The organism is Micromonospora sp. DT47 (genome assembly GCF_049844475.1).
GTDB lineage: Bacteria > Actinomycetota > Actinomycetes > Mycobacteriales > Micromonosporaceae > Micromonospora.
Genome location: NZ_JBNCLC010000001.1, coordinates 451,897 through 474,650 on the forward strand (window position 1 = coordinate 451,897; position 22,754 = coordinate 474,650).

Consider the following 22,754-nt stretch of genomic DNA (forward strand, 5'->3'; position numbering starts at 1 on the left):
GCCCTTCTGCCCGGTTGCGCCTCCGGCCGGGGCCGGTCACCGGAGCATGATCACCGCCGGGGTCTTCGCCACCGGCGGGCAACCCGACCTGGCGACGGTGATCGTGGTGGCCGCGGTCGGCGCGCTCGCCGGCGACCACGTCTCGTACGCCATCGGCCGGCACGGCGGCGCCCACCGGGTGGCCCCGGCTGCCCGCCGACAGCCGCCGCCGCACCGGATCGGAGTGGGCCCGGCGGGCGGTGGACCGGCGCGGCGGGCTGATCCTGACCACCTCCCGCTACGTCCCCGGCGGGCGCACCGCGGTCACCCTGACCATGGGCGCGGTCTGCTACCCGCTGCGGTCGTTCCTGCTCTTCGACGCGATCGCGACCAGCTCCTGGGCGGCGTACTGCGGGCTGCTCGGCTACTTCGGCGGCCTGGCCTTCGAACGGGAGCCGGTCCGGGGCATCGTCGCCGGCGTGGGCCTCTCGCTGGTCGTCACCTCCGGCCTGGAGCTGGCCCGCTGGCTGCGCCGGCGCGCCCATCGCCGCGCCGCCGCCCGCCGCTCCGCGTGATCACGACGACCGGGTGGGTGGGCGCCAGGTCGCGCCGTGCAGCAGCTGGCCGGCGCCGAGCCAGGCGACGTTCATCATCCGGGTGGCGGTCTTCTCCGGGTCGGCCTCCGGGTGGTCGGCGAGCCAGTCGGCCAGCGACTCGGTCGCGCCGACCAGGGCGTACGCGACGACCTCCAGCTCGGTCTCGCCCACCTCGCGCCCCTCGGCGCGCAGCGCGTGGTCCAGCATCCCGGCGACCACCTCGACCAGCCGGGCGCGCATCGCGGCCAGCTCGCCGGCGAACGGCTGCGAGCCGCGGGCCTGCCGGTAGAGCACCGCCCAGCCGTCCCGGTGCGCGCCGACGAAGCCGAAGAAGGCGCGCAGCCCGCGCCATAGCCGCTCGTCGGCGGGGAGGTCCGGGGCGGCCGCCCCGGCGATCGCCTTCGTCATCCGGGTGCCCTCGCGGTGCAGGCAGGCGATGAAGAGTTCCTCCTTGGTGCCGAGGTAGGCGTAGACCATCGGTTTGGAGATGCCGGCGTCCTCGGCGATCTCGTCCATGCTGGCGGCGTGGAAGCCGCGACGGGAGAAGACCTTGACGGCCGCGTCGAGCATCTGCTGCTCGCGTACGGCCCGGGGCAGGCGCTTGAACGTCGGTGTGCTGGACACCCTTGCGAGCATACCTACTCGTGCGTAAGGTTACGCCAGAGTAACCAAAGTCGGCCCGCCCGAGAGGTGCATTCCCCCATGACTGACTTCGACCCGGCCAACTTCGCCAACGTCGGCCCCAAGGAGTTCGCCCAGCTGGTCAAGTCCACCCCCGGCGACAAGATCGCCGAGGTGATGTCCGGCGACCAGCGCGGCAAGATCCTCGGCGCGGTCTTCGGCCGGATGCCAGAGCTGTTCCGCGCCGACCGCGCCGGCTCCACCAACGCGGTCATCCACTGGAACATCACCGGTCGCCCCGACGGTGGCACCGACACCTACGAGGTCGTCATCGAGAACGGCACCTGCACGGTCAACGAGTCGGCGACCCGCGACCCGAAGCTGAGCCTCACCATGGGCCCGGTCGAGTTCCTGAAGATCGTCTCCGGTGGCGCCAACCCGGTGATGCTGTTCATGACCGGCAAGCTGAAGGCCAAGGGCGACCTGGGCCTGGCCGCCAACATCGCCAACCTGTTCGACATCCCCAAGGCCTGATCATGGCCGAATTCTCGCTCGACCTGAACGAGGAACAGCGGGATCTACGCGACTGGGTGCACGGCTTCGCGGCCGAGGTCGTGCGCCCGGCCGCGGCCGACTGGGACGCCCGGGAGGAGACCCCCTGGCCGGTCATCCAGGAGGCGGCGAAGGTCGGCCTGTACGGCTTCGAATTCCTCGCCACCTGCTGGGCCGATCCCACCGGCCTCTCCCTCCCGATCGCCAGCGAGGAACTCTTCTGGGGTGACGCCGGCATCGGGCTGAGCATCTTCGGCACCTCCCTCGCGGTCGCCGCGATCTACGGCGCCGGCACCCCGGACCAGATGGTCGAATGGGTGCCACAGTGCTTCGGCTCCCTCGACCAGCCCGCCGTCGCCGCCTTCTGCACCAGCGAACCGGAGGCCGGCTCCGACGTCGGCGCGATGCGTACCCGGGCGGTCTACGACGAGGCGACCGACGAGTGGGTGCTGCGCGGGCAGAAGGCGTACGCCACCAACGGCGGGATCGCCGGTGTCCACGTGGTCACCGCGTCGGTCGACCCGACGCTCGGCTCGCGCGGGCAGGCCGCGTTCGTCGTACCGCCCGGCACGACGGGGCTGAGCGCCACCCGAAAACTGCGCAAGCTGGGGCTGCGCGCCTCGCACACCGCGGACGTCTTCCTCGACGACGTCCGCATCCCCGGGCGCTGCCTGCTCGGCGGCCGGGACGCCCTGCTGGAGCGGCTGGACCGGGCCCGGTCCGGGCAGCGCGCCTCCGGGCAGGCCGCGATGCGCACCTTCGAGCTGTCCCGGCCCACCGTCGGCGCGCAGGCGCTCGGCGTGGCCCGGGCCGCCTACGAGTACGCCCTGGACTACGCCAGGGACCGGGTCCAGTTCGGACGCCCGATCATCGAGAACCAGGCGGTGGCGTTCGCGCTGGCCGACATGAAGATGGAGATCGACGCGGCTCGGCTGCTGGTCTGGCGGGCCTCCTGGATGGGCCGCAACAACCGGCCGTTCACCGCCGGCGAGGGCTCGATGTCCAAGCTCAAGGCCGGCGAGGTGGCCGTCGCGGTCACCGAGAAGGCGGTGCAGCTGCTCGGCGGCGCCGGCTTCCTCCGCGACCACCCGGTCGAACGCTGGTACCGGGACGCCAAGATCTACACCATCTTCGAGGGCACCTCGGAGATCCAACGGCTGGTCATCTCCCGCGCCATCTCCGGCATGCAGATCCGCTGATCCGTCACCGTCCGCGCCGATCCCGATCACCCACGGTTGCGCGGTGTGACACGGATTGGGTTACCGGACGCTTCCGGTGCATGATCGAAAGGTGACGCCCCGGTGAAGGGGCCCCTCCGGGGGCCCCTTCCCTGCACCCGAGAAGGAGGCCCGCGGCATGGACCTGCCGTTCGTCGTGGCCACGCTGACCCGACGCGGGCTGCTCACCCCGGGCCGGCCGATCCGGGTCGCCTCCCAGCTCGGGGCGCTGCGCAAGTGGGGCTGGAGCCTCGCCGGCGAGCTGCGGCAGGCCGCCGCGCGCGACCCCGGCCGGATCGCGGTCGTCGACGACCAAGGCGCCGAAACGACCTACCAGGAACTGCTGGACCGAGCCGAACGACTGGCCCGGGCGATGCGTACGGCGCTCGGCGTGCAGCCCGGCGACCGGGTCGGGGTGCTCTGCCGCAACCACCGGGGACTGATCGAGGCGGTCGTCGCCGCCACCGTGCTAGGGGCGGACGCGGTGCTCGTCAACACCGGTCTCTCCGCCGCACAGCTGACCACAGTGGCCGAGGAGCAGCAGCTCCGGGTGCTGGTGCACGACGCCGAGTTCGCCGAGCGGGTGCTCGGCCTCCCCGCCGAGGTCCAGCGGGTGGACGAACGCGGCCACGAGGATCTGATCGCCGGCGCGCTCCCCGGCGACCTGCAACCGCCCGAGCGCGACGGCCGGACCATCGTGCTGACCTCCGGCACCACCGGCACGCCGAAGGGTGCCCGTCGCCCCACGCCGAACGGCTTCGGCCCGCTGGTGTCCATCATCGACCGGATCCCGCTGCACACCCGCGACACCATGATGATCGCCGCGCCGCTCTTCCACACCTGGGGGTACGCCGGCCTCCAGGTCGCCTTCGCGCTGCGGGCCACCATCGTGCTGCACCGCCGCTTCGACCCGGCCGCCACGCTGACCGCGCTCGTGGCGCACCAGTGCCAGGCGCTCTTCGCCGTACCGGTGATGGTGCAGCGGCTGCTCGACGTGCCGCCGCCGGACCCGCTGCCCCCGCTGAAGGTGGTCGCGGTGAGCGGCTCGGCGCTGCCCGGCGGGCTGGCCCCCCGGTTCATGGACGTCTATGGCGACGTGATCTACAACCTGTACGGCTCGACCGAGGTCTCCTGGGCCTCCATCGCCAGCCCGGCCGACCTGCGCGAGGCGCCCACCACGGCCGGTCGGCCGCCGCGCGGCACCCGGTTGGAGCTCCTCGACGCCGACGGCCAGCCGGTGCCCGACGGCCGGGTCGGGCGGATCTTCGTGGGCAACGAGATGCTCTTCGAGGGCTACACCTCCGGGGCGCGGCGGGAGACCCACGACGGGCTGCTCGACACCGGCGACCTCGGCCGGATCAACGCCGAGGGGCTGCTCTTTGTCGACGGCCGGGCCGACGACATGATCGTCTCCGGTGGCGAGAACGTCTTCCCGTCCGAGGTGGAGGATCTGCTCTCCCGGCTTCCCCAGGTCCGCGAGGCCGCCGTCATCGGGGTGCCCGACCCGGAGTACGGCCAGCGACTCGCCGCCTTCCTCGGCCTGCATCCCGGCGAGACCCTCGACCCGGAGGCGGTCCGCGAGTACGTCCGGCACTACCTGGCCCGCTTCTCGGTGCCCCGCGACGTGATCTTCGTGAAGTACCTGCCGCGCAACGCCACCGGCAAGGTGCTCAGCCGCGAACTGCGCCGCTACTACGGCTGACCGTGCGCTTCCGTACCGACGCGTACGGGTTCCCGCACGGGGCGCGCGACCGCGCGCCAGGCCGCCCGGTCGGGTCAGCCCGGCAGGGTGATCCGGCCCTCGACCGCCGCGGCGGCGATGTCGGTGCGGTGGTGCGAACCGGCCAGCTCGACGCCGCGTACCAGGGCGTAGGCGGCGTCCCGCGCGGCGGCGAGGTCCGGGCCGGTGGCCGTACCGCAGAGGACCCGGCCGCCGGCGGAGAGCAACGCGCCGTCGGCGGCCCGGCGGGCGGTGCCGGCGTGGATGACGCCGGCGCGGTCCGCGCCGGCGATCACGTCACCGGTACGCGGTGCGGCCGGGTAGCCCTCGGACGCGACCACGACGGTGACGGCGGCGCCGTCGCGCCAGCGCAGCGGCGGGTGCGCGGCCAGCGCGCCGGTCGCGGCGGCGTGCAGCAGGCCGGCGAGCGGTGTTTCCAGCAGGGCGAGGACGACCTGGGTCTCCGGGTCGCCGAAGCGGGCGTTGAACTCGATCACCCGGGGGCCGGCGGCGGTCAGCGCCAGGCCGACGTAGAGCAGGCCGGCGAACGGGGTGCCGCGGCGGCGCATCTCGGCCAGCGTCGGGTGGACCACGTCGGCCATCACCTCGTCGACCAGGCTGGGCGGCGCCCAGGGCAGCGGTGCGTACGCCCCCATGCCGCCGGTGTTCGGGCCGGTGTCACCGTCGCCGACCCGCTTGAAGTCCTGGGCCGGCAGCAGCGGCAGCGCCGCCTCACCGTCGGTCACCACGAACAGCGACACCTCGGGGCCGGCGAGGTACTCCTCGACGACGACCCGGCCACACTCCTCCGCGTGCCGCAGCGCGGCGGCGCGGTCCTCGGTGACCACCACGCCCTTGCCGGCGGCCAGCCCGTCGTTCTTCACCACGTACGGCGGGCCGAAGTCGTCGAGCGCCTTCGCGGTGCTCTCGGCGTCGGTGCAGGTGTGGGCACGGGCGGTCGGCACACCGGCCGCGATCATGATCTCCTTGGCGAAGGTCTTGGAGCCCTCCAGTCCGGCCGCCTCGGCGGACGGACCGAACGCCGGGATCCCCTTGGCGCGGACCGCGTCCGCGACCCCCGCCACGAGCGGCGCCTCCGGCCCGATCACCACCAGATCGGCCCCCACCTCGACGGCGAGAGCGGCGACCGCCGACGGATCGGTCGGGTTCACCTCCCGCAGTTCAGCGAGCGCGGCGATACCCGGGTTACCGGGAGCCGCGATCAGCTGCTCGACGGACGGATCACCGGCGAGGCCCAGCGCGAGCGCATGCTCCCGCCCCCCACCACCCACAAGAAGAACCCGCACGACCCCGCATCCTACTGACCCGGCTCGCCCACCCCGTTGATCATGAAGTTACCGCCACGACACGCCGAGGCGGACAGCAATAACTTCATGATCAACGCGCGGGGTGAGTGCGGGAGGGCGGGGCTGGAGGGGTTAGGGGAGGAGGGGGTGGCGGATGACGTTTTCTTCGCGGCCGGGGCCTACGCCGACGACGCTGACCCTGGTGCCGGTGATCTCCTCGATGCGGGCGATGTAGCGCCTCGCGTTCTCCGGGAGCTCGTCCTCCGTGCGCGCCTTGGTGATGTCCTCCCACCAGCCGTCGAGCTCTTCGTAGATCGGCATGGCGTGGTGGAAGTCGGTCTGGGTCATCGGCATGTCGTCGAACCGCTCGCCGTTGATCTCGTAACCGACGCAGATCGGCACCTTCGGCATGCCGGTGAGCACGTCCAGCTTGGTGATCACCAGGTCGGTGACGCCGTTGAGGCGGCAGGCGTACCGGGCGACGACGGCGTCGAACCAGCCGCAGCGGCGCTCTCGGCCGGTGGTGGTGCCGTACTCGTGGCCGATCTTGCGCAGGTGCTGGCCGTTGTCGTCGAAGAGCTCGGTCGGGAACGGGCCGGCGCCCACCCGGGTGGTGTACGCCTTGCTGACCGCGATCACCTTGTTGATCGCCATCGGCGGGATGCCCGCGCCCACGCACGCCCCACCGGCGGTCGGGTTGGACGAGGTCACGAAGGGGTACGTGCCGTGGTCCATGTCGAGCATGGTGGCCTGGGCACCCTCCAGCAGGACCGTCTCGCCGCGGTCCAGCGCGTCCCAGAGCATCACCCGGGTCTCCGCGATGTACGGCTTGAGCCGCTCCGCGTACTCCAGGTACTCCTCGATCGTCGCGTCGACGTCGATCGCCTTGCGGTTGTAGATCTTGAACAGCAGCTGGTTCTTCTCGCGCAGCGCGAGTTCCAGCTTCTTGCGCAGGATGCCCGGGTCGAGCAGGTCCTGCAGCCGGATGCCCATCCGGGCGACCTTGTCGCCGTACGCCGGGCCGATGCCCCGACCGGTGGTGCCGATCCGGCGGGAGCCGAGGTAGCGCTCGACCACCCGGTCCAACGCCCGGTGGTGCGGCATGATCAGGTGCGCGTCGCCGGAGATGCGCAGCCGGGAGACGTCCACGCCGCGCTCGGCGAGGCCGTCGATCTCGGCGAGCAGCACCTTCGGGTCGACCACCACGCCGTTGCCGATGACGATCATCGCGCTCGGCGAGAGCGCCCCGGACGGCATCAGGTGCAGCGCGTACTTCTGCCCGTCGGGAGTGATCACCGTGTGGCCGGCGTTGTTGCCGCCGGAGTAGCGCACGACGTAGTCGACCCGCTCACCCAGCAGGTCGGTAACCTTGCCCTTGCCCTCGTCGCCCCACTGAGCGCCGATGAGCACGATCGCTGGCATCTTCTCCGCCTCCAGAAGGCTCGGGTGCCAGGTGGCGACCGGTTGGCGAGCCCGGGGTGTCAGGCTAACAAGTAGTGACGGCGCGGCCGGCAGGGGTCGCGTCGAGAGGCAGGAGGCTCCTTCGTGTACGACGTGGTGCTGCTCACCCTCGGCTCGGAGCGGGACGCTCCCGGTGGGGGCTGCGGCAGCGGCGGAGCCTGCTGCGGTGGTGCCTCCGAGGCCGCCCCGGAGAAGACCGACGAGCGCTGCGAGACGCCGCGCGTACCGGTGCTGGCCTGCGCGGACGCGCTGACCGCCCGGGGCGCCCGGGTGGAGACGGTGACCGCCCGCTCGGATGCCGAGGTCGACGAGGTGCTGGCCCGGCTCGATGGCCCGCCCCGCCCCGACGGCCTGAGCTGGCCCGATCCCGACTCCAAGACCCGCCTGGTCGTCGCCACAGCCAGTGACGCACAGTTGCGCGCCGTTGTGCGCCGGCTGGTCCGGCGGTACGCCCCACCGCCCAGCCGTCGCCCGGCGGACCTGGCCGGCAACCGTACGGTGCCGGACCTGCCGCCGATCGGCGTACTCCCGCTCGATCCGGCCCGCAGCGGCACGCAGCGGGACCTGGCCGCGCAGTTCGGCCTGCCGCGTGACCCGGCCGCGGTCGCCGCCGCGGTGCTGGACGGCGCCGTCCGCCGGCTGGACCTGCTGCGCAACGACGGCGGCTCGGTGACCCTGGACGGCGCGCTGCTCGGCGCCGCCGACGACGACGGCCGCCCGCTGCACTGGCGCGGGCGGGTCGAGGTGGACGACGCGGTGCTCTCCGACGGCGAGGACCCGATCCTGGCCTGCGCGGTCGGCAACGCCGGCGGGTACGCGACCCTCGACCAACTGCCGCTGCTGACCGCCCCCGACCCGACGGACGGGCTGGTCGAGGTGGCGGTGGCCGTTCCCGTGGTGACCCGGTCGTTGGGCCGGAAGAAGATCCGCTTCGAGGTCCGCCGGGCCCGCGGGCGGGCGGTGGCGGTCATCCCGCGGGACGAGAAGGTCCCCTTCCTCGACGACGGGGTCGAGGGCGAGCTGAGCCGCAAGCGGTCCTGGTGGACCGAGCCTGGCGCCTGGGCGGTCTTCACCGGCTGACCCGCACCGGGGTTCCGCTACCGTCCGTCACCGGAACGGAACGGCCTATCCTCGGCAGGAGGAATGGGGAGGAACCGTGGTGGACGAGAACGCCGACCGGACCCGGCTGCCCGGCCAGCAACCGGTGCCGGAGCGGGACATCGAACCGCTCTGGCCGCCCGACCCGACCGACCCCGGCCCGCCGGGACCGGCGTGGGCCGCGCACCAGTCCGCGGCGTACCCGTCGCTGACCGCGGAGGTCGGCCCCGCACCGGCGTTCGGCGGCTGGGCTCCGCCCGGCGACGACGGGACGGCCCCCCGCCCGGACCTGCCGCCGGACGGGCCCGCCAGCCCCGGGCCGGCGCGGAAAGCCGGGCCGGTGCACGGCGGCGTGCCGGTGCCCCGGGTGGGCCAGCCGGCCCCGGTGGACCTCGACCAGCCGATCGCCGCACCGACGCCGGTGGACCACCCGGACGCGACGGCGGCCGGGCACCAGCCGGGTCCGGACACCGCGCCGGGAACCCCGGTGGTGGCGTCGCCGGTCGGCGCCCGGGGCGAGTCCCCGTGGGCGCAGCCACCCCAGCGACCCTCCACCGGCGCCGACGAGGCGGTCGGCACCGCCAGCGTCCCGGGGACCGGGGCAGCCACCCCGCCCGCGCCCAGACTGGGTCCGTTCCCGCCTTCACCTGGGACGCCGCTGACGCCACCCGGGCCGCACCCGGTGACGGAGTACCCGCCGGGGCCGACGCTGTCGGCACCGCCCTGGCAGCAGGGCACCCCGTACACCGGGCTGCCGCAGCAGCCGTACCCCCAGCAGTCGGCCGGCTGTCCGGACCCGACCTGGACGCCGGAGGGTGGGGCCGCGCCGACCGCCGAGGACTTCGCCCGCCGCCGGCAGATCCGCCCGGCCGACCCGGTCGCCACCATGGGGGTACGGGCGGCGGTGAACCGGATGGGGCTGGTCAAGCTCCCGCCGGGGCGGCACGAGCAGGAGCTGCGCCAGGACATCGAGATGGTCCGTCGCAACTTCGGCGGGCTGCGCCAGGTGACCGTGGTCAACCCGAAGGGCGGCGCCGGCAAGACGGTGGCCATCCTGCTGCTGGCGATGACCTTCGGCCAGAAGCGCGGCGGGTACGTGCTGGCCTGGGACAACAACGAGACCCAGGGCACCCTGGGCATGCGGGCCCAGCAGGACTTCCACTCCCGTACGGTCCGGGACATGCTGCGCGACCTCGGGCAGTTCCAGGGCGCGCACGGGCGGATCGGCGACCTGTCGCAGTACGTCCGCTCGCAGGGCGAGGGGATGTTCGACGTGCTCGCCTCGGACGAGTCGGCCACCGGCGGCGAGATGCTGACCGCGGCCGCCTTCGCCGAGATCCGCGAGGTGGTCAGCCGGTTCTACAAGCTGATCTTCGTGGACACCGGGAACAACGTCCGGGCACAGAACTGGCAGGCCGCGATGGACGCAACCGACCAGCTGGTGGTCACCATGTCGGCCCGGAACGACTCGGCGGAGACCGCCGCCCGGATGCTCGACCACCTGGAACAGAGCGGCCGGCAGCGGCTGGCCCGGCAGGCGGTGACGGTGGTCTCCATGCCGCCGTCCCGCAAGGAGATCGACCTGCCGGCGATCCAGGAGCACTTCGCCGCCCGGACCCGGGCGGTGCTGCTGGCGCCGTACGAGCGCCTGATCGACACCGGGGAGCCGATCCGGTACGGCGGACTCTCCTCGGCCACCCGGGACGCCTGGCTGAAGATCGCGGCGGCGGTGGCCGAGGGGCTCTGAGCGGGCCCGACGGCCGGTCCGGCACCCGGACCGGCCGTCGCCGCGGGTCAGGCGCTGGCGAGGGCGTCCCAGGCGGCCGGGTCGCAGTCGCGCAGGAACTGGGCGCAGCGGGCCGCCTCGTCCGCCTCGCCGATCTCGCCGGCGGCCCGGGAGAGCACGTACAGGCAGCGAAGGAAGCCCCGGTTGGGGGTGTGCGACCAGGGCACCGGGCCGTGTCCCTTCCAGCCGCTGCGGCGCAGCTGGTCCAGGCCCCGGTGGTAGCCGGTGCGGGCGTAGGCGTACGCCGTGATGATCTGGCCGGCCTCGAACGCCCGGGTCGCCAGCGCCGCCCAGGCCGCGCTGTAGGTCGGGAAGCGGGCCGCGACCTCGGCGTACGCCTCGTCGCTGCCGGCCCGCACGGCGGCGGCCAGGGCGGCGTCGGCCTCGTCGTGCGCGGGCAGGAGAGTGGCTGGTGGCTCAGGCAACAGGTTCTGCATCGCCCCATTCAACCCGCTTCGCCCTGCGCCGCGCGAGGGGGGCCGGGCGGCGCGCTGGCTGAACGGTGGAGGTGTTCGTCACGCCTGCGGCCCCCACCCCGGCCCCTGCGGCCCATGCCGGACCGAGATGTTTTCCACTACAACTAATGGTCCGGAGCCTCCCCAGGACCCGGTTACGCAGGAGCCCGGCGGTCTCGACCGCCGGGCTCCTGTCGTTGGGCGCGGTCGGTGGGGCGGGTTTGGGTGGTTGTCGGGGCCGGGCAGGATGGCCTGGTGCCGACCCCACCTCCCGCGGACGTCATCGCGCCGCACGACAGCAGCCACGACGAGATCGAGACCCGCGCCGAGTTCGACCGGCACCGGGCCACCGGCAGCCTGGCCGGCCTGACCGTGCAGGGCCTCCGCCTCGACCTGGACCCCGTCCCCGACCTGACCGGCACCGAGGTCGCCGGCACCCTCTTCGTGGGCTGCCGGTTCGCCTCCCGCGAGGTCGGCGCCGACCTGGTCCGGCGCGGCGCGAACGTGGTGCCCCCGTTCTCGGGGCTGCCGTACCCGACCCAGCCCTCGCACCTCTACACCCCCGACGACCTGGCCGCCGGCTTCGCCGAGGGTGGGTTCGCCGGGATGTACGACACCCGGGTCTACGACCACTTCCGGGCGCACGGCGGGGCGCTGCCGGACGTCCGGGAGGCGCTCGGCCAGCGGCTGCACGACCACGGCGTGGACAACGCCCTGGTCGACGCCACCCGGGCCTGGCTGGCCACGCACGGCCCGCAGTCGGTGGTCGGGGTGATGGGTGGGCACGCCGTGCCGCGCGGCAGCGTGCCGTACCGGATGGCGGCGGTGCTGGGCTGGGAGCTGGCCCGGGCCGACCGGCTGGTGGTGACCGGCGGCGGCCCCGGGGTGATGGAGGCGGCCAACCTCGGCGCGTTCCTCGCGGCCTGGCCGGCGGAGGAGCTGAAGACGGCGATCGACCTGCTCGCCGTGGCGCCCGACTTCACCGACCACGACCGCTACACGGCGGCGGCGCTGACCGTCCGCGAGCGGTACGCGGTCGCGCCGGCCGTCCCGCAGCAGCGGGCGCCGGGCCTGGGCTGGGCCCGCACCGGCGGGCTGGCCATCCCCACCTGGCTGTACGGGCACGAACCGGCGAACCTCTTCGCCGGGAAGATCGCGAAGTACTTCTCCAACGCGATCCGCGAGGACACCATCCTGCGGCTGGCCCGGGGCGGGATCGTCTTCGCGCCCGGCCGGGCCGGCACGGTGCAGGAGGTGTTCCAGGCGGCGACGAAGACCTACTACGGCACCGACGGGGCGAGCGGGGCGTACGTCTTCCTGGACCGGGCGTACTGGACCCGGGAGCTGCCGATCGAGTCGCTGCTGCGGCCGCTCTTCGCGGCGTCCCCGTTCGGCGACCTCTCGACCACCGTGCACCTCACCGACGACGTCCACGAGGCCGTCCGGGTGCTCACCGCGACGGCCTGACACGCCGACGGCCGGCTCCCCGGGCGGGGAGCCGGCCGTCGTGGCGCGCTGTTACTTCATCTTGGTGCCGGTCGAGCGCAGGTGCTCGCAGGCCTCGACGACGCGGGCGGCCATGCCGGCCTCTGCGGCCTTGCCCCAGACCCGCGGGTCGTACATCTTCTTGTTGCCGACCTCGCCGTCGACCTTCAGCACGCCGTCGTAGTTGCGGAACATGTGGTCCGCGACCGGCCGGGTGAAGGTGTACTGGGTGTCGGTGTCGATGTTCATCTTCACCACGCCGTAGTCCAGCGCCTCCCGGATCTCGGAGAGCAGCGAGCCGGAGCCGCCGTGGAAGACCAGGCTGAGCGGCTTCTCCTTGCCGTACTTGGCGCCGACCGCCATCTGGATGTGCTCGAGCACCTCGGGGCGGAGCTTGACGTTGCCCGGCTTGTAGACGCCGTGCACGTTGCCGAAGGTCAGCGCCGCCATGTAGCGGCCCTTCTCGCCGAGGCCGAGCGCCTCGACCATGGCCAGGCCGTCCTCGACGGTGGTGTATAGCTTCTCGTTGATGGCGTTCTCGACGCCGTCCTCCTCGCCGCCGACCACGCCAACCTCGATCTCGAGGACGACCTTGGCCTTGGCGGCCTCGTCGAGCAGGTCGGCGGCGATCTCCATGTTCTCCGCCACCGGCACCGCCGAGCCGTCCCACATGTGCGACTGGAACAGCGGCTCCTCGCCGCGCGTCACCCGCTCCTGGGAGATCTTCATCAGCGGCCGGACGAACTTGTCCAGCTTGTCCTTCGGGCAGTGGTCCGTGTGGAGGGCGATGTTGACCGGGTAGTTCCTGGCCACCTCGCGGGCGTACGCGGCGAACGCCGCCGCGCCGGTGACCATGTCCTTCACGGACGGGCCGGAGAGGTACTCCGCGCCACCGGTGGAAACCTGGATGATGCCGTCGCTCTCCGCGTCGGCGAAGCCCTTCAGCGCCGCGTTCAGGGTCTGCGAGGACGTCACGTTGATCGCGGGGTACGCGTACCGGCCGGCCTTGGCGCGGTCCAGCATCTCCGCGTACGTTTCGGGGGAAGCGATGGGCATGTCTAACGCTCCTTACTTACCGCTCTCGGCCGTGCAGGCCGCTGTCTTCCATGGCTGCGCCGGACCGCGCTGTCCACCGCGGGCAGTATCCCGTAGAAGGTGGCGACGGGCACAACCGACCCGGGACCCGCTCACCGGTTCTCCAGGCGGTCGGGCACGACGACGCTGATCAGCCAGCTCACCACCGCCATCACGATGGCGCCCCAGAAGGCCGCCCAGAAGCCGTCCACGTGGAACGGCAGGTGCAGCCCCCGGGCGATCCAGTCGGTGAGCAGGAACAGCAGCGCGTTGACCACGAGCGCGAACAGACCGAGGGTGAGCAGGTAGAACACGCAGCCGAACACCTTGATGACCGGCTTGAGCACCGCGTTGACCACGCCGAAGATGAGCGCCACCACGATCAGGGTGAGCGCGGTGTTGGCGCCGTTGCGGCCGTTCACCTCGACCCCGGGCACGATGAGCGTGGTGACCCACAGCGCGATCGCGGTGATCACCAGCCGGATCAGGAAGCCCACGTCCCCCATCCTGGCACCGGGGTCCCAGTACGGAGGGACAATCCGCCGACTCCGGTTCCGCTCGGCTCCGAGCAGGCTGCGCGCGCAGCCCGTACGGTGTGTGGGTAGCTGTCCGCACCGAGATCCAGGGAGGGACGATGGGTCAGCCCGACGAGGACTTCGCCCCGAGCGACCACCTCGCTCCGGAGGAACGGGATCTGGAGGCGGAACCGGCCGACGCCGTCGAGCAGGCGACCTCCACCGACCCGAGCGACGCCGAGACCGAGCCGCACCGCGGCCTGGAAGTCGCCGACTGGGACGCGATGGAGCAGGCCCGGGTGGTCGCCGGCGACGAGGACGACTACCGCTGACCCTCACCCCAGGCCGGTCACCCGGTCCGGGTGGGCCGCCGTCCACTCACCGAGCCGGTCGTCCCGCAGCGCGGTCAGGAACCCCGGGCTCAGCGTGGGGTCGAGCCGGAACCGGTAGCTGGGTTTTTCGACGTACTTGACCGGCAGGACCACGGCGACCGGAGGAGCGCCGGTCCCCTGCGCGGCCACCGCAAGCAGCGCCGGCAGCGACGTCTCGCCCGTCTCGGTCACCAGGCCGGTGCCGAGCTGGTTGAGCAGCCTGGAGAGCAGCACCGGGTTCGTCAGCACACCCCGCTCGTCGACCCGGCGGAGCAGCCCGGCCGCGTACCGCTGCGCGTTGCGGTCGCGATCCAGGGAGCCGTCGGGCAGCCCGTAGCGCTGGCGGAGCAGGTCCACCGAGGCGGCGCCGTCGAGCTGTTGGCAACCGGCGGGGAACACCCGACGGGTGTGCGCGGAGCGGACCTCGGCCGGCAGGCAGACCGGTACGCCGCCGACCGCGTCGGCCAGGTTGCGCAGCAACGGGTACGTCAGCACGGCACCCGCGTCGATCCGTACGCCGGTGGTGTCGGTGACCACCCGCCGGATCAGCGCGTAGCCGCGGGTCAGGTCCGGACGCGGCGTGCCGGCGCCGAAGGAAAGGGCCGCGTTGAGCTTGTCCTTGCCGTGGCCGGGGATCGACACCTCCAGGTCGCGCGGGAGCGAGACCAGGTAGAGCCGGCTGCGGTCCGCCGGGACGTGCACGAGCAGCACCGAGTCGGCGAGCCGGTAGGGCCGGTCCGCCGGCCCGTCCGCCCCGACCAGCAACACGTTCAGCGCCCCGCTGGGCGTCGCCGGGGCGGACTCATCCAGCAGCGGCACGGTCACGGTCCGGTCCGGGGTGAACGCCGGCACGCCGACCACGGCGGCCACGACCAGCGCCAACGCCGTACCGCCGAGCCGGAGCCGGAACCGGCGGCGCCGCCGGCGGACCACGGTCCGCTCGATGGCGGAGCGGACCGGCCCGGTGGGCGGGGTCAGGGTCTCGTGTCGCGCGAAGGCGGCCCGCAGGTCGTCCTCGATCATCAGCAGGCCTCCACGTACTCGGCTCGGAGGGTGGCCAGCGCCCGGGAGATGCAGGAGCGGACGGTGCCGACGGCGCAGCCGAGGATCTCGGCGATCTCGGCGTCCGGCAGGTCCTCGTAATAGCGCAGCACCAGCGTGGCTCGCTGCCGGCGGGGCAGCCGGGACAGCCAGGACCAGAGCTGGTCCCGGTCCACCGCGGACTGCGCGTGGTCGGTCGGTGCGGGCACCGCCTCGTCCGGCTCGCCGCGCAGCAGGACCCGGCGCGCCCACGACCCACGCCGCCAGTCGATGTACTGGTTGGTGAGCATCCGGCGGACGTACCGCTCCGGGGAGTCGGTCCGCGCCACCCGCCGCCAGTTCAGCTGGACCCGGACCATGGTGTCCTGCACCAGGTCCTGGGCCTGGTGCGGATCTCCGGTCAGCATGACCGCGTACCGCAGCAGGGCGCCCAGCCGAGAGTCGGCGAACTCCTCGTACGTCACTGCACCTCCCGGTGTCCCGCCCTTGATGACGGGCCCGGACGGGCGGAACGTTGCAGTCGATCCGGCCGATCGGCGTCCCGCCACGTCCCGTGACCGTCGCAAATACGACGCGTGCCCGTCCGCCGGCCGATGCGCCGGTCCTGATCAGCCGTTCGGCTCATTCGCCTGCTCAGGAGGCCCTCGGGGCACCGGGGCGACTTAAGGAGTCTTTAAGATCCGCAGGCTCCACCTGGACACCCCCACGGGAGGAACCCCCCAATGTTCAAGCACTCGACCCGGCGCTGGCTCGCCGGGCTCGGCGTCGCAGGCGCGTTCGTCGCCGCCTCCGCCACCCCCGCCTTCGCCGCGGACCCCACCATCGCCGACGCGCAGGGGGCCGAGGGCTTCTCGCTGTACGCGAACGACGTCATCGTCGCTCCGGACGGCCCCGAAAAGTGGATCTCGCTCTACTCCCTGGTGGACGAGCCGTTCACCGACTACACCGTCAAGGTGGACCGCAGTGCCGTCGACGGCTTCGCGGAGGTGCAGACGCCGGACTCCTGCGCCGGGACCGGGGCCGTCCTGACCTGCACGGTGAAGAACGACGCGGAGCCGGACCTGGACCTGCTCTCCCTCGCGGTGCTGCCGCGTGACGGGGCCAAGGCCGGGCAGGAGGGCCAACTCGCATTCACCGTCACCACCCCGGACGCCGGAACCGCCACCTACCGCTCCACGGTGACGGTGGGTGAGGGCGTCGACCTGACGTCCGAGCCCTTCGTCAACCTGGCCGGCACCCCGGGCAGCACCGTGCCGGCGCCGTTGTCCGTGGGCAACCAGGGCAAGACCGACGCCGAGGACGCGGTGCTGTTCTTCTTCGGCTCCTACGCTCTCGCACCGGCCAAGCGGTACGAGAACTGCGAGTACTTCGAGGACAACTTCGGCGAGTACGCGTACGCCTGCACCCTCGACGCCACGGTGGCGGCGGGTGGTAGCGCGAAGCTCGACGACTCCTTCGGCTTCGCCGTCCCCAGTGACGCCTGGGCGCCGAACACCGACTACGGCTTCGCCATCTGGATGACGCCCGCGGACTGGCAGGCGTTCCGGTCGCAGGTGCCCGACTTCGGCAAGAGCGCGAAGGGCGACGAGGGGGTTCTGAAACTCACCCCCACCGCTCCCTCCCGGACCCTGGCCCGCGCGATGCAGCAGACGGACGTCGACCCGACCAACAACGAGACCATGATCCAGCTGGCGGTCAAGGGCAACCAGAAGGCCGATGTCGCGGCCAACGGCGCCACCCTGGACGCCCAGGTCGGCGCCACCGTCCCGGTCACGGTCGGCTTCACCAACAACGGCCCGGCGGCGATCAACGCTGGCGGCGAGGACGGCATCTACACCCTGGCGCTGGTCACCCTGCCCAAGGGCACCACCGCCGTGAAGGCGCCGGAGCAGTGCGCCGACGCCGAGGGCGAGTTCGGCCCGGACTCCGGCAAGGCGGGCGCGGCCGTCTACGCGTGCTTCGTGCCGGACGTGGTGGGCAGCGGCAAGAAGGTCGAGTTCCCGTTCTCGCTCCGCGTCGACCAGCCCGGCACCCTCGCCGGCAAGGTCGAGCTGTTCCACGGTGGCCCGGACGAGACCACCCGCAAGGACCTGAACCCCGCCAACGACACCGCGAAGATCGTGGTGAAGGCCACGGGCGACGGTGGCCAGGGTGGCGGCGACGGCGGCACGCTGCCGATCACCGGTTCCTCCACCGGCCTGATCGCCGGCATCGGCGCACTGCTGCTGGCGGCCGGCGCGGGCGGCTACGTGGTGGCCCGCCGCCGCAAGACCCGCTTCGTCGCCTGACGGATCCCGCACCACCCAGCGACACCCGGTGCCCCGCCGACCACCACGGTCGGCGGGGCATCGCCGTATCCACCGCGACCGAAAACGGGACGACGCAAGATCGATCGTGCTGACACCATCGACGGCGTGCTGCTCACCCTGACGACCACCCACCGGCCGGCGACCGACCTCGGTCACCTGCTGGTCAAGCATCCGGACCGCGTGCAGAGCTTCGACCTGCCGGCCGGCACCGCGCACGTGCTCTACCCGGAGGCGGACGAGCAGCGCTGTACGGCCGCGCTGCTGGTCGAGGTCGACCCGCTCCGGCTGGGCGGCGGTCGCGGTCGCGGGAAGGCGAAGGCGGCCACCCCGGAGACCTTCACCCTCGGCCAGTACGTCAACGACCGCCCGTACGCCGCGTCCAGCCTGCTCTCTTCGGCGCTGGCGAAGGTGTTCCGGTCGGCGCTGCGCGGCGAGTCCCGGGACCGGCCGGAGCTGGCCGCCACTCCGATCCCGCTGGAGGTCCGGGTGCCGGTGCTGCGCTGCCGGGGCGGCGCGGAGCTGGCCGTGCGGGTCTTCGCCCCGCTGGGCTGGACGGTGACCGCAGACCCGATCCCGCTCGACGGCACGCACCCGGAGTGGGGCGACAGTCGCTACGTCGCGCTGACCCTCACCGGCACGTTCCGGGTGGCCGACGCGCTCAACCACCTGTACGTCCTGCTGCCCGTGCTGGACGACGCCAAGCACTACTGGGTGGCGCCGGACGAGGTGGACAAGCTGCTCCGGGCCGGCACCGGCTGGCTGGCCGACCACCCGGAGCGGGCCCTGATCACCCGCCGCTACCTGGCGCACCGCCGGGCGTTGGCCGGCCACGCCCTGGCCCGCCTGGCCGAGCTGCGCCTCGCCGACGACCCGCCCGCCGACGACAGCGTGGCGGACGAGCAGAAGACCGACGCACCCCAGCGGGCGTCGCTGGCCGTACGGCGACGCGAGGCGGTGCTGGCCCCGCTGCGGGCCAGCGGCGCGACCCGGGTGCTGGACCTGGGCTGCGGCGGTGGCGCGCTGCTCACCGCGCTGGCCGCCGACCGGCGGTTCACCGAGGTGGTCGGCACCGACGTGTCCAGCCATGCGCTGACTCTGGCCGCCCGCCGGCTCCGGCTGGACCGGCTGCCGGAGCGGCAGCGCGACCGGATCCGGCTGTGGCAGTCGGCGCTGACCTACCGGGACGACCGGCTGCGCGGGTACGACGCGGCGGTGCTGATGGAGGTGATCGAGCACGTCGACCCGCCCCGGCTGCCGGCGCTGGAGGACGCCGTGTTCGAGCACGCCCGGCCGGGCACGGTGGTGGTGACCACCCCGAACGCCGAGTACAACGTCCGCTACGAGGGGCTCGAGGCGGGCCAGTTCCGGCACGCCGACCACCGTTTCGAGTGGACCCGGTCCGAGTTCGCGTCCTGGGTCGAGCGGGTGGCCGCGGCGTACGGCTACGCCGCCACGATCAGCGGGATCGGCGACGACGATCCCGAGGTGGGCGCACCGACCCAGCTGGCCGTGCTGACCCGGCAGGAGGAGAGCCGATGACCACCCTCGACATCCCCGAGCTCGCCCTGGTGGCGCTGGTCGGCGTCTCCGGCTCGGGCAAGTCCACCTTCGCCCGCCGGCACTTCCTGTCCAGCCAGGTGCTCTCCTCGGACATGTTCCGGGCGATGGTGGCCGACGACGAGAACGACCAGTCCGCCTCCGCGGACGCGTTCGAGGCGCTGCACCACGTCGCGGGCACCCGGCTGCGCCGGGGCCGGCTCACCGTGGTGGACGCGACCAACCTCCAGCCGCACGCCCGTACCGCGCTGGTCCGGGTGGCCCGGGAGCACGACGTGCTGCCGGTGGCGATCGTGCTGGACGTGCCGGAGGCGCTGGCCTGGGAGCGGACCGGGGCCCGGGCCGACCGGACCTTCGGCCGGCAGGTGCTGGTCCGGATGCAGCGCGACCTGCGCCGAACGTACGGGCAGCTGGCCCGGGAGGGCTTCCGCAAGGTGCACGTGCTGCGCGGCGTCGAGGAGATCGACGCCGCCGAGATCCGCTACGAGCGGCTCTTCAACGACCGTCGGGAGCTGACCGGGCCGTTCGACATCGTCGGTGACGTGCACGGCTGCCGCGAGGAGCTGGAGGCGTTGCTGCTCCGGCTGGGCTGGGCGCTACGCCGCGACGACGCGGGCCGCCCGGTGGACGCGGTGCACCCGGCTGGTCGTACCGCGGTCTTCGTGGGTGACCTGGTCGACCGCGGCCCGGACTCCCCCGGCGTGCTCCGCCTGGTGATGGGCATGGTGGCGGCCGGCCACGCGATCTGCGTGCCGGGCAACCACGAGCAGAAGCTGCTGCGCAGGCTGCGCGGCCGGGACGTGCGGCTCACCCACGGCCTGGCCGAGACGATGGCCCAGCTGGCGGCGGAGTCGCCGGAGTTCGTGGCCGAGGTCTCCGCCTTCGTCGACGGCCTGGTCAGCCACTTCGTGCTCGACGGTGGCCGGCTGGTGGTCGCGCACGCCGGCCTGAAGGAGGCCTACCAGGGCCGCGCGTCCGGCCGGGTCCGCGCGTTCGCGCTGTTCGGGGAGACCACCGGCGAGACCGACGAGTACGGCCTGCCGGTCCGCTACCCGTGGGCGCGCGACTACCGGGGCTCGGCCATGGTCGTGTACGGGCACACGCCGACGCCGGAGCCGGAGTGGGTGAACAACACCATCTGCATCGACACCGGCTGCGTCTTCGGCGGGCAACTGACCGCGCTGCGCTACCCGGAGAAGGAGCTGGTCGCCGTCCCGGCGGCGAAGGAGTGGTACGCGCCGGTCCGCCCGCTGGTCACCGCCCCGGCCCGGCCGGACACCGTGCTGGACCTGGCCGACGTGACCGGCCGCCGGCACATCCAGCACGGCTACGGAACGCTGACCGTGCCGGCGGAGAACGCCGCCGCCGCGCTGGAGGTGATGAGCCGGTTCGCGGTCGACCCGGGCCGGCTGGTCTGGCTGCCGCCGACCATGGCGCCCTGCTCGACCTCGACCGTAGCGGGGTTCCTGGAGCACCCGGCGCAGGCGTTCGACGACTACCGGGCGGCGGGTGTGGACCGGGTGGTCTGCGAGGAGAAGCACATGGGCTCGCGGGCGGTGGTGCTGGTCGAGCGGGAGCCCGGGCCGGTCGGCGGCGGGGTGGTGCACACCCGCACCGGTCGGCCGTTCTTCGGCGCGCCGCTCGACGACGAGCTGCTGGCCCGGGTCCGGGCCGCGGTCACCGCGGCCGGGCTCTGGGACGAGCTGGGCACCGACCGGCTGCTGCTCGACTGCGAGCTGCTGCCCTGGTCGGCGAAGGCCGGCGCGCTGATCCGCGAGCAGTACGCCAGCGTCGGCGCGGCCGGCCGGGCGGCGCTGCCCGCAGTGCTCGCCACGCTGGATGCCGCCGCAGGGCGGGGGCTGCCGGTGGACGCGCTGCGGGACCGGATGGCCGGCCGCCGGGCGGAGGTCGAGGACTACTCGGCCGCCTACCGGGCGTACGTCGCGCCGACCGACGGGCTGCGCGGGGTGACCCTGGCGCCGTTCGCGGTGCTGGCCGGCGCCGGGGTGAGCTTCGTCGACCGGGACCACGGCTGGCACCTCGCGCTCGCCGACCGGCTCCACGCGGCCGACCCGGAGTTCTTCACCCCCACTCGGCGGCAGGTGGTCGACCTGGCCGACGCCGCGGCGGTCGACGCGGCCACCGAGTGGTGGCTGGCGCTCACCGCGGCGGGTGGCGAGGGCATGGTGGTGAAGCCGTACGCCGGGCTGGCCGCCCGCTCGGAGCGCGGTTCGCTGCTCCAGCCGGGGATCAAGTGCCGGGGTCGGGAGTACCTGCGGATCATCTACGGTCCCGGCTACACCGAACCCGCCCAGCTGGCGGCGCTGCGCCGCCGGTCGCTGGGGCGCAAGCGGGGCCTGGCGCTGCGCGAGCACGCCCTCGGCCTGGCCGCCCTGGACGCGTTCGCCGAGAACGCCCCGCTCTGGCGTCGCCACGAGCTGGTCTTCGCCATCCTCGCCTGCGAATCCGAACCGGTGGACCCCCGCCTCTGACCCTCGCACTTTCACGGAAAGAGTGGCTGTTCCGCGCTCCATGGCCACTCTTTCCGTGAGAGTGCGCCCGGTGTGCCGCGTGCGGTGAGGCGGAGAGGGCGGTGCGGGGTGGAGGGGGCGGCGGGGTTCGGTAGCCTGTGTGGCCGTGGACACAGGTGAGAAGACCCGGGTGGTCGCCGAGACGATCGCCCTGAACCCGCTCGACCCCAAGGAGCTGTTGCAGACCTTCGGGCTGATCGGCGTCTGGGTGATCCTTTTCGCCGAGACCGGCCTGCTCGTCGGCTTCTTCTTCCCCGGCGACTCGCTGCTGTTCCTGGCCGGCGTCGCGGCCTCGCCGGTCGCGGACGCGATCTTCGGCAACGGCACCCGGCTCTCCCTGGCCGGCCTGCTGATCGGCGGTCCGATCTGCGCGATCGTCGGGGCCCAGCTCGGGCACTGGCTCGGCGCCAAGTACGGCCGGCGGATGTTCGAGCGCCCCAACTCCCGCCTCTTCAAGCGGGAGTACGTGGAGAAGGCGGAGTACTACTTCCAGAAGTTCGGCCCGGCGAAGGCCGTGGTGCTGGCCCGGTTCATCCCGATCGTGCGCACCTTCCTCAACCCGGTGGCCGGCGTACTGGGCATGCCGGCCCGGCAGTTCCTGATCTGGAACATCGTCGGCGCGATCCTCTGGGTGGACGGCATCCTGCTGATCGGCTACCTGCTCGCCGACCAGATCTACAGCGCAATCGGCGACAAGATCGACCGGTACATCCTGCCGGTGGTCGTGCTGATCGTCCTGGTCTCGGTGCTGCCGATCTTCTTCGAGTTCCTCCGGGACCGGCGGGCCCGCAAGCGCGGCGAGGCCGTCGCGGTGGTGGCCGCCGCCAGCGCGGCCGGCGCGGTGGAGGCGGTCCGGGACGCCATCGACCACCACCACCAGGACCAGCCGCAGCAGCAGCCCTACCAGCAGCAGTTCCCGCCCCGGACGTACGGCGGCCAGCAGGGGCCCGGGCAGCAGCCGCCGCAGGACGGCGGGCGGTACCCGGAGCACGGTCAGGGCCGCTGACCCGGATCCCGACTAGTGCCGGAGACCCGGCAACGACGAACGGCCGGTCCCGGGCGGGACCGGCCGTTCGTCG

Annotated in this window: 19 protein-coding genes and 1 pseudogene; 12 read left to right on the forward strand and 8 right to left on the reverse strand. The window is 73.1% G+C overall.

Going from position 1 to position 22,754, the window contains the following annotated elements:
- Positions 1-22 precede the first annotated feature (22 nt).
- Positions 23-554: pseudogene (locus tag ACLQ2U_RS02260) on the forward strand (DedA family protein); the annotation flags it as partial.
- Here ACLQ2U_RS02260 and ACLQ2U_RS02265 read toward each other — a convergent pair.
- The gene (locus ACLQ2U_RS02265) at positions 555-1,199 is read right to left on the reverse strand and encodes a TetR/AcrR family transcriptional regulator (RefSeq protein ID WP_425748797.1); all 645 of its coding nucleotides are present in this window, start codon (positions 1,197-1,199) and stop codon (positions 555-557) included. It abuts the pseudogene before it with no gap.
- Between the two features lie 78 nt (positions 1,200-1,277).
- On the opposite strand from ACLQ2U_RS02265, the gene ACLQ2U_RS02270 reads away from it, so the two are divergent.
- The 3 genes from ACLQ2U_RS02270 (at position 1,278) to ACLQ2U_RS02280 (ending at position 4,667) form a co-directional block, all read left to right on the forward strand.
- Positions 1,278-1,730, forward strand: coding sequence for an SCP2 sterol-binding domain-containing protein (locus tag ACLQ2U_RS02270; protein WP_425748798.1), 453 nt, complete (start codon positions 1,278-1,280; stop codon positions 1,728-1,730).
- Positions 1,731-1,732: 2 nt separating this feature from the next.
- Positions 1,733-2,947, forward strand: a complete 1,215-nt coding sequence (locus ACLQ2U_RS02275; RefSeq protein WP_425748799.1) for an acyl-CoA dehydrogenase family protein — start codon at positions 1,733-1,735, stop codon at positions 2,945-2,947.
- A gap of 157 nt (positions 2,948-3,104) precedes the next feature.
- On the forward strand, positions 3,105-4,667 hold the full coding sequence (locus ACLQ2U_RS02280; protein ID WP_425748800.1) for an AMP-binding protein: 1,563 nt from the start codon (positions 3,105-3,107) through the stop codon (positions 4,665-4,667).
- Between the two features lie 74 nt (positions 4,668-4,741).
- Here ACLQ2U_RS02280 and purD read toward each other — a convergent pair whose 3' ends face one another.
- Positions 4,742-5,992, reverse strand: a complete 1,251-nt coding sequence (gene purD / locus ACLQ2U_RS02285) for a phosphoribosylamine--glycine ligase (protein WP_425748801.1) — start codon at positions 5,990-5,992, stop codon at positions 4,742-4,744.
- 132 nt (positions 5,993-6,124) lie between these two features.
- Positions 6,125-7,414: an adenylosuccinate synthase gene (locus ACLQ2U_RS02290; RefSeq protein WP_425748802.1), complete on the reverse strand. Its 1,290-nt coding sequence runs from the start codon at positions 7,412-7,414 to the stop codon at positions 6,125-6,127.
- A 123-nt stretch (positions 7,415-7,537) separates the two neighbouring features.
- On the opposite strand from ACLQ2U_RS02290, the gene ACLQ2U_RS02295 reads away from it, so the two are divergent.
- Both ACLQ2U_RS02295 and ACLQ2U_RS02300 read left to right on the forward strand, forming a co-directional pair.
- A complete protein-coding gene (locus ACLQ2U_RS02295) occupies positions 7,538-8,533 on the forward strand; it encodes a hypothetical protein (protein ID WP_425748803.1) in 996 nt (331 codons plus the stop codon).
- Positions 8,534-8,609: 76 nt separating this feature from the next.
- Entirely contained in the window at positions 8,610-10,298 is a 1,689-nt protein-coding gene (locus ACLQ2U_RS02300; protein ID WP_425748804.1) for a chromosome partitioning protein, read from the forward strand.
- Positions 10,299-10,345: 47 nt separating this feature from the next.
- On the opposite strand, the gene ACLQ2U_RS02305 is transcribed toward ACLQ2U_RS02300, so the two are convergent.
- Positions 10,346-10,774, reverse strand: coding sequence for a DUF3151 domain-containing protein (locus ACLQ2U_RS02305; RefSeq protein WP_425748805.1), 429 nt, complete (start codon positions 10,772-10,774; stop codon positions 10,346-10,348).
- Between the two features lie 273 nt (positions 10,775-11,047).
- On the opposite strand from ACLQ2U_RS02305, the gene ACLQ2U_RS02310 reads away from it, so the two are divergent.
- Positions 11,048-12,259: an LOG family protein gene (locus ACLQ2U_RS02310; RefSeq protein WP_425748806.1), complete on the forward strand. Its 1,212-nt coding sequence runs from the start codon at positions 11,048-11,050 to the stop codon at positions 12,257-12,259.
- 51 nt (positions 12,260-12,310) lie between these two features.
- On the opposite strand, the gene fbaA is transcribed toward ACLQ2U_RS02310, so the two are convergent.
- Positions 12,311-13,333, reverse strand: coding sequence for a class II fructose-bisphosphate aldolase (gene fbaA, locus ACLQ2U_RS02315; protein WP_425748807.1), 1,023 nt, complete (start codon positions 13,331-13,333; stop codon positions 12,311-12,313).
- Positions 13,334-13,464: 131 nt separating this feature from the next.
- On the reverse strand, positions 13,465-13,848 hold the full coding sequence (locus tag ACLQ2U_RS02320; RefSeq protein WP_425748890.1) for a phage holin family protein: 384 nt from the start codon (positions 13,846-13,848) through the stop codon (positions 13,465-13,467).
- A gap of 137 nt (positions 13,849-13,985) precedes the next feature.
- On the opposite strand from ACLQ2U_RS02320, the gene ACLQ2U_RS02325 reads away from it, so the two are divergent.
- Positions 13,986-14,198 carry a hypothetical protein gene (locus ACLQ2U_RS02325; protein WP_425748808.1) on the forward strand — a complete coding sequence of 71 codons (213 nt, stop codon included), beginning with the start codon at positions 13,986-13,988 and terminating at the stop codon, positions 14,196-14,198.
- A 3-nt stretch (positions 14,199-14,201) separates the two neighbouring features.
- On the opposite strand, the gene ACLQ2U_RS02330 is transcribed toward ACLQ2U_RS02325, so the two are convergent.
- On the reverse strand, positions 14,202-15,260 hold the full coding sequence (locus ACLQ2U_RS02330; RefSeq protein ID WP_425748809.1) for an LCP family protein: 1,059 nt from the start codon (positions 15,258-15,260) through the stop codon (positions 14,202-14,204).
- Positions 15,260-15,742 (reverse strand): SigE family RNA polymerase sigma factor, encoded by a 483-nt coding sequence (locus ACLQ2U_RS02335; protein ID WP_425748810.1) that lies wholly within the window; start codon positions 15,740-15,742, stop codon positions 15,260-15,262. The genes ACLQ2U_RS02330 and ACLQ2U_RS02335 overlap by 1 nt, the downstream gene beginning before the upstream one ends.
- Positions 15,743-16,000: 258 nt before the next feature.
- On the opposite strand from ACLQ2U_RS02335, the gene ACLQ2U_RS02340 reads away from it, so the two are divergent.
- The 4 genes from ACLQ2U_RS02340 (at position 16,001) to ACLQ2U_RS02355 (ending at position 22,681) form a co-directional block, all read left to right on the forward strand.
- Complete coding sequence (locus ACLQ2U_RS02340; protein WP_425748811.1) at positions 16,001-17,566, forward strand: LPXTG cell wall anchor domain-containing protein; 1,566 nt, start codon at positions 16,001-16,003, stop codon at positions 17,564-17,566.
- Positions 17,567-17,692: 126 nt separating this feature from the next.
- Positions 17,693-19,126 (forward strand): 3' terminal RNA ribose 2'-O-methyltransferase Hen1, encoded by a 1,434-nt coding sequence (locus ACLQ2U_RS02345; protein ID WP_425748812.1) that lies wholly within the window; start codon positions 17,693-17,695, stop codon positions 19,124-19,126.
- Positions 19,123-21,636, forward strand: a complete 2,514-nt coding sequence (locus tag ACLQ2U_RS02350) for a polynucleotide kinase-phosphatase (protein WP_425748813.1) — start codon at positions 19,123-19,125, stop codon at positions 21,634-21,636. The genes ACLQ2U_RS02345 and ACLQ2U_RS02350 overlap by 4 nt, the downstream gene beginning before the upstream one ends.
- A 139-nt stretch (positions 21,637-21,775) precedes the next feature.
- Complete coding sequence (locus ACLQ2U_RS02355; protein WP_425748814.1) at positions 21,776-22,681, forward strand: DedA family protein; 906 nt, start codon at positions 21,776-21,778, stop codon at positions 22,679-22,681.
- Positions 22,682-22,754 lie beyond the last annotated feature (73 nt).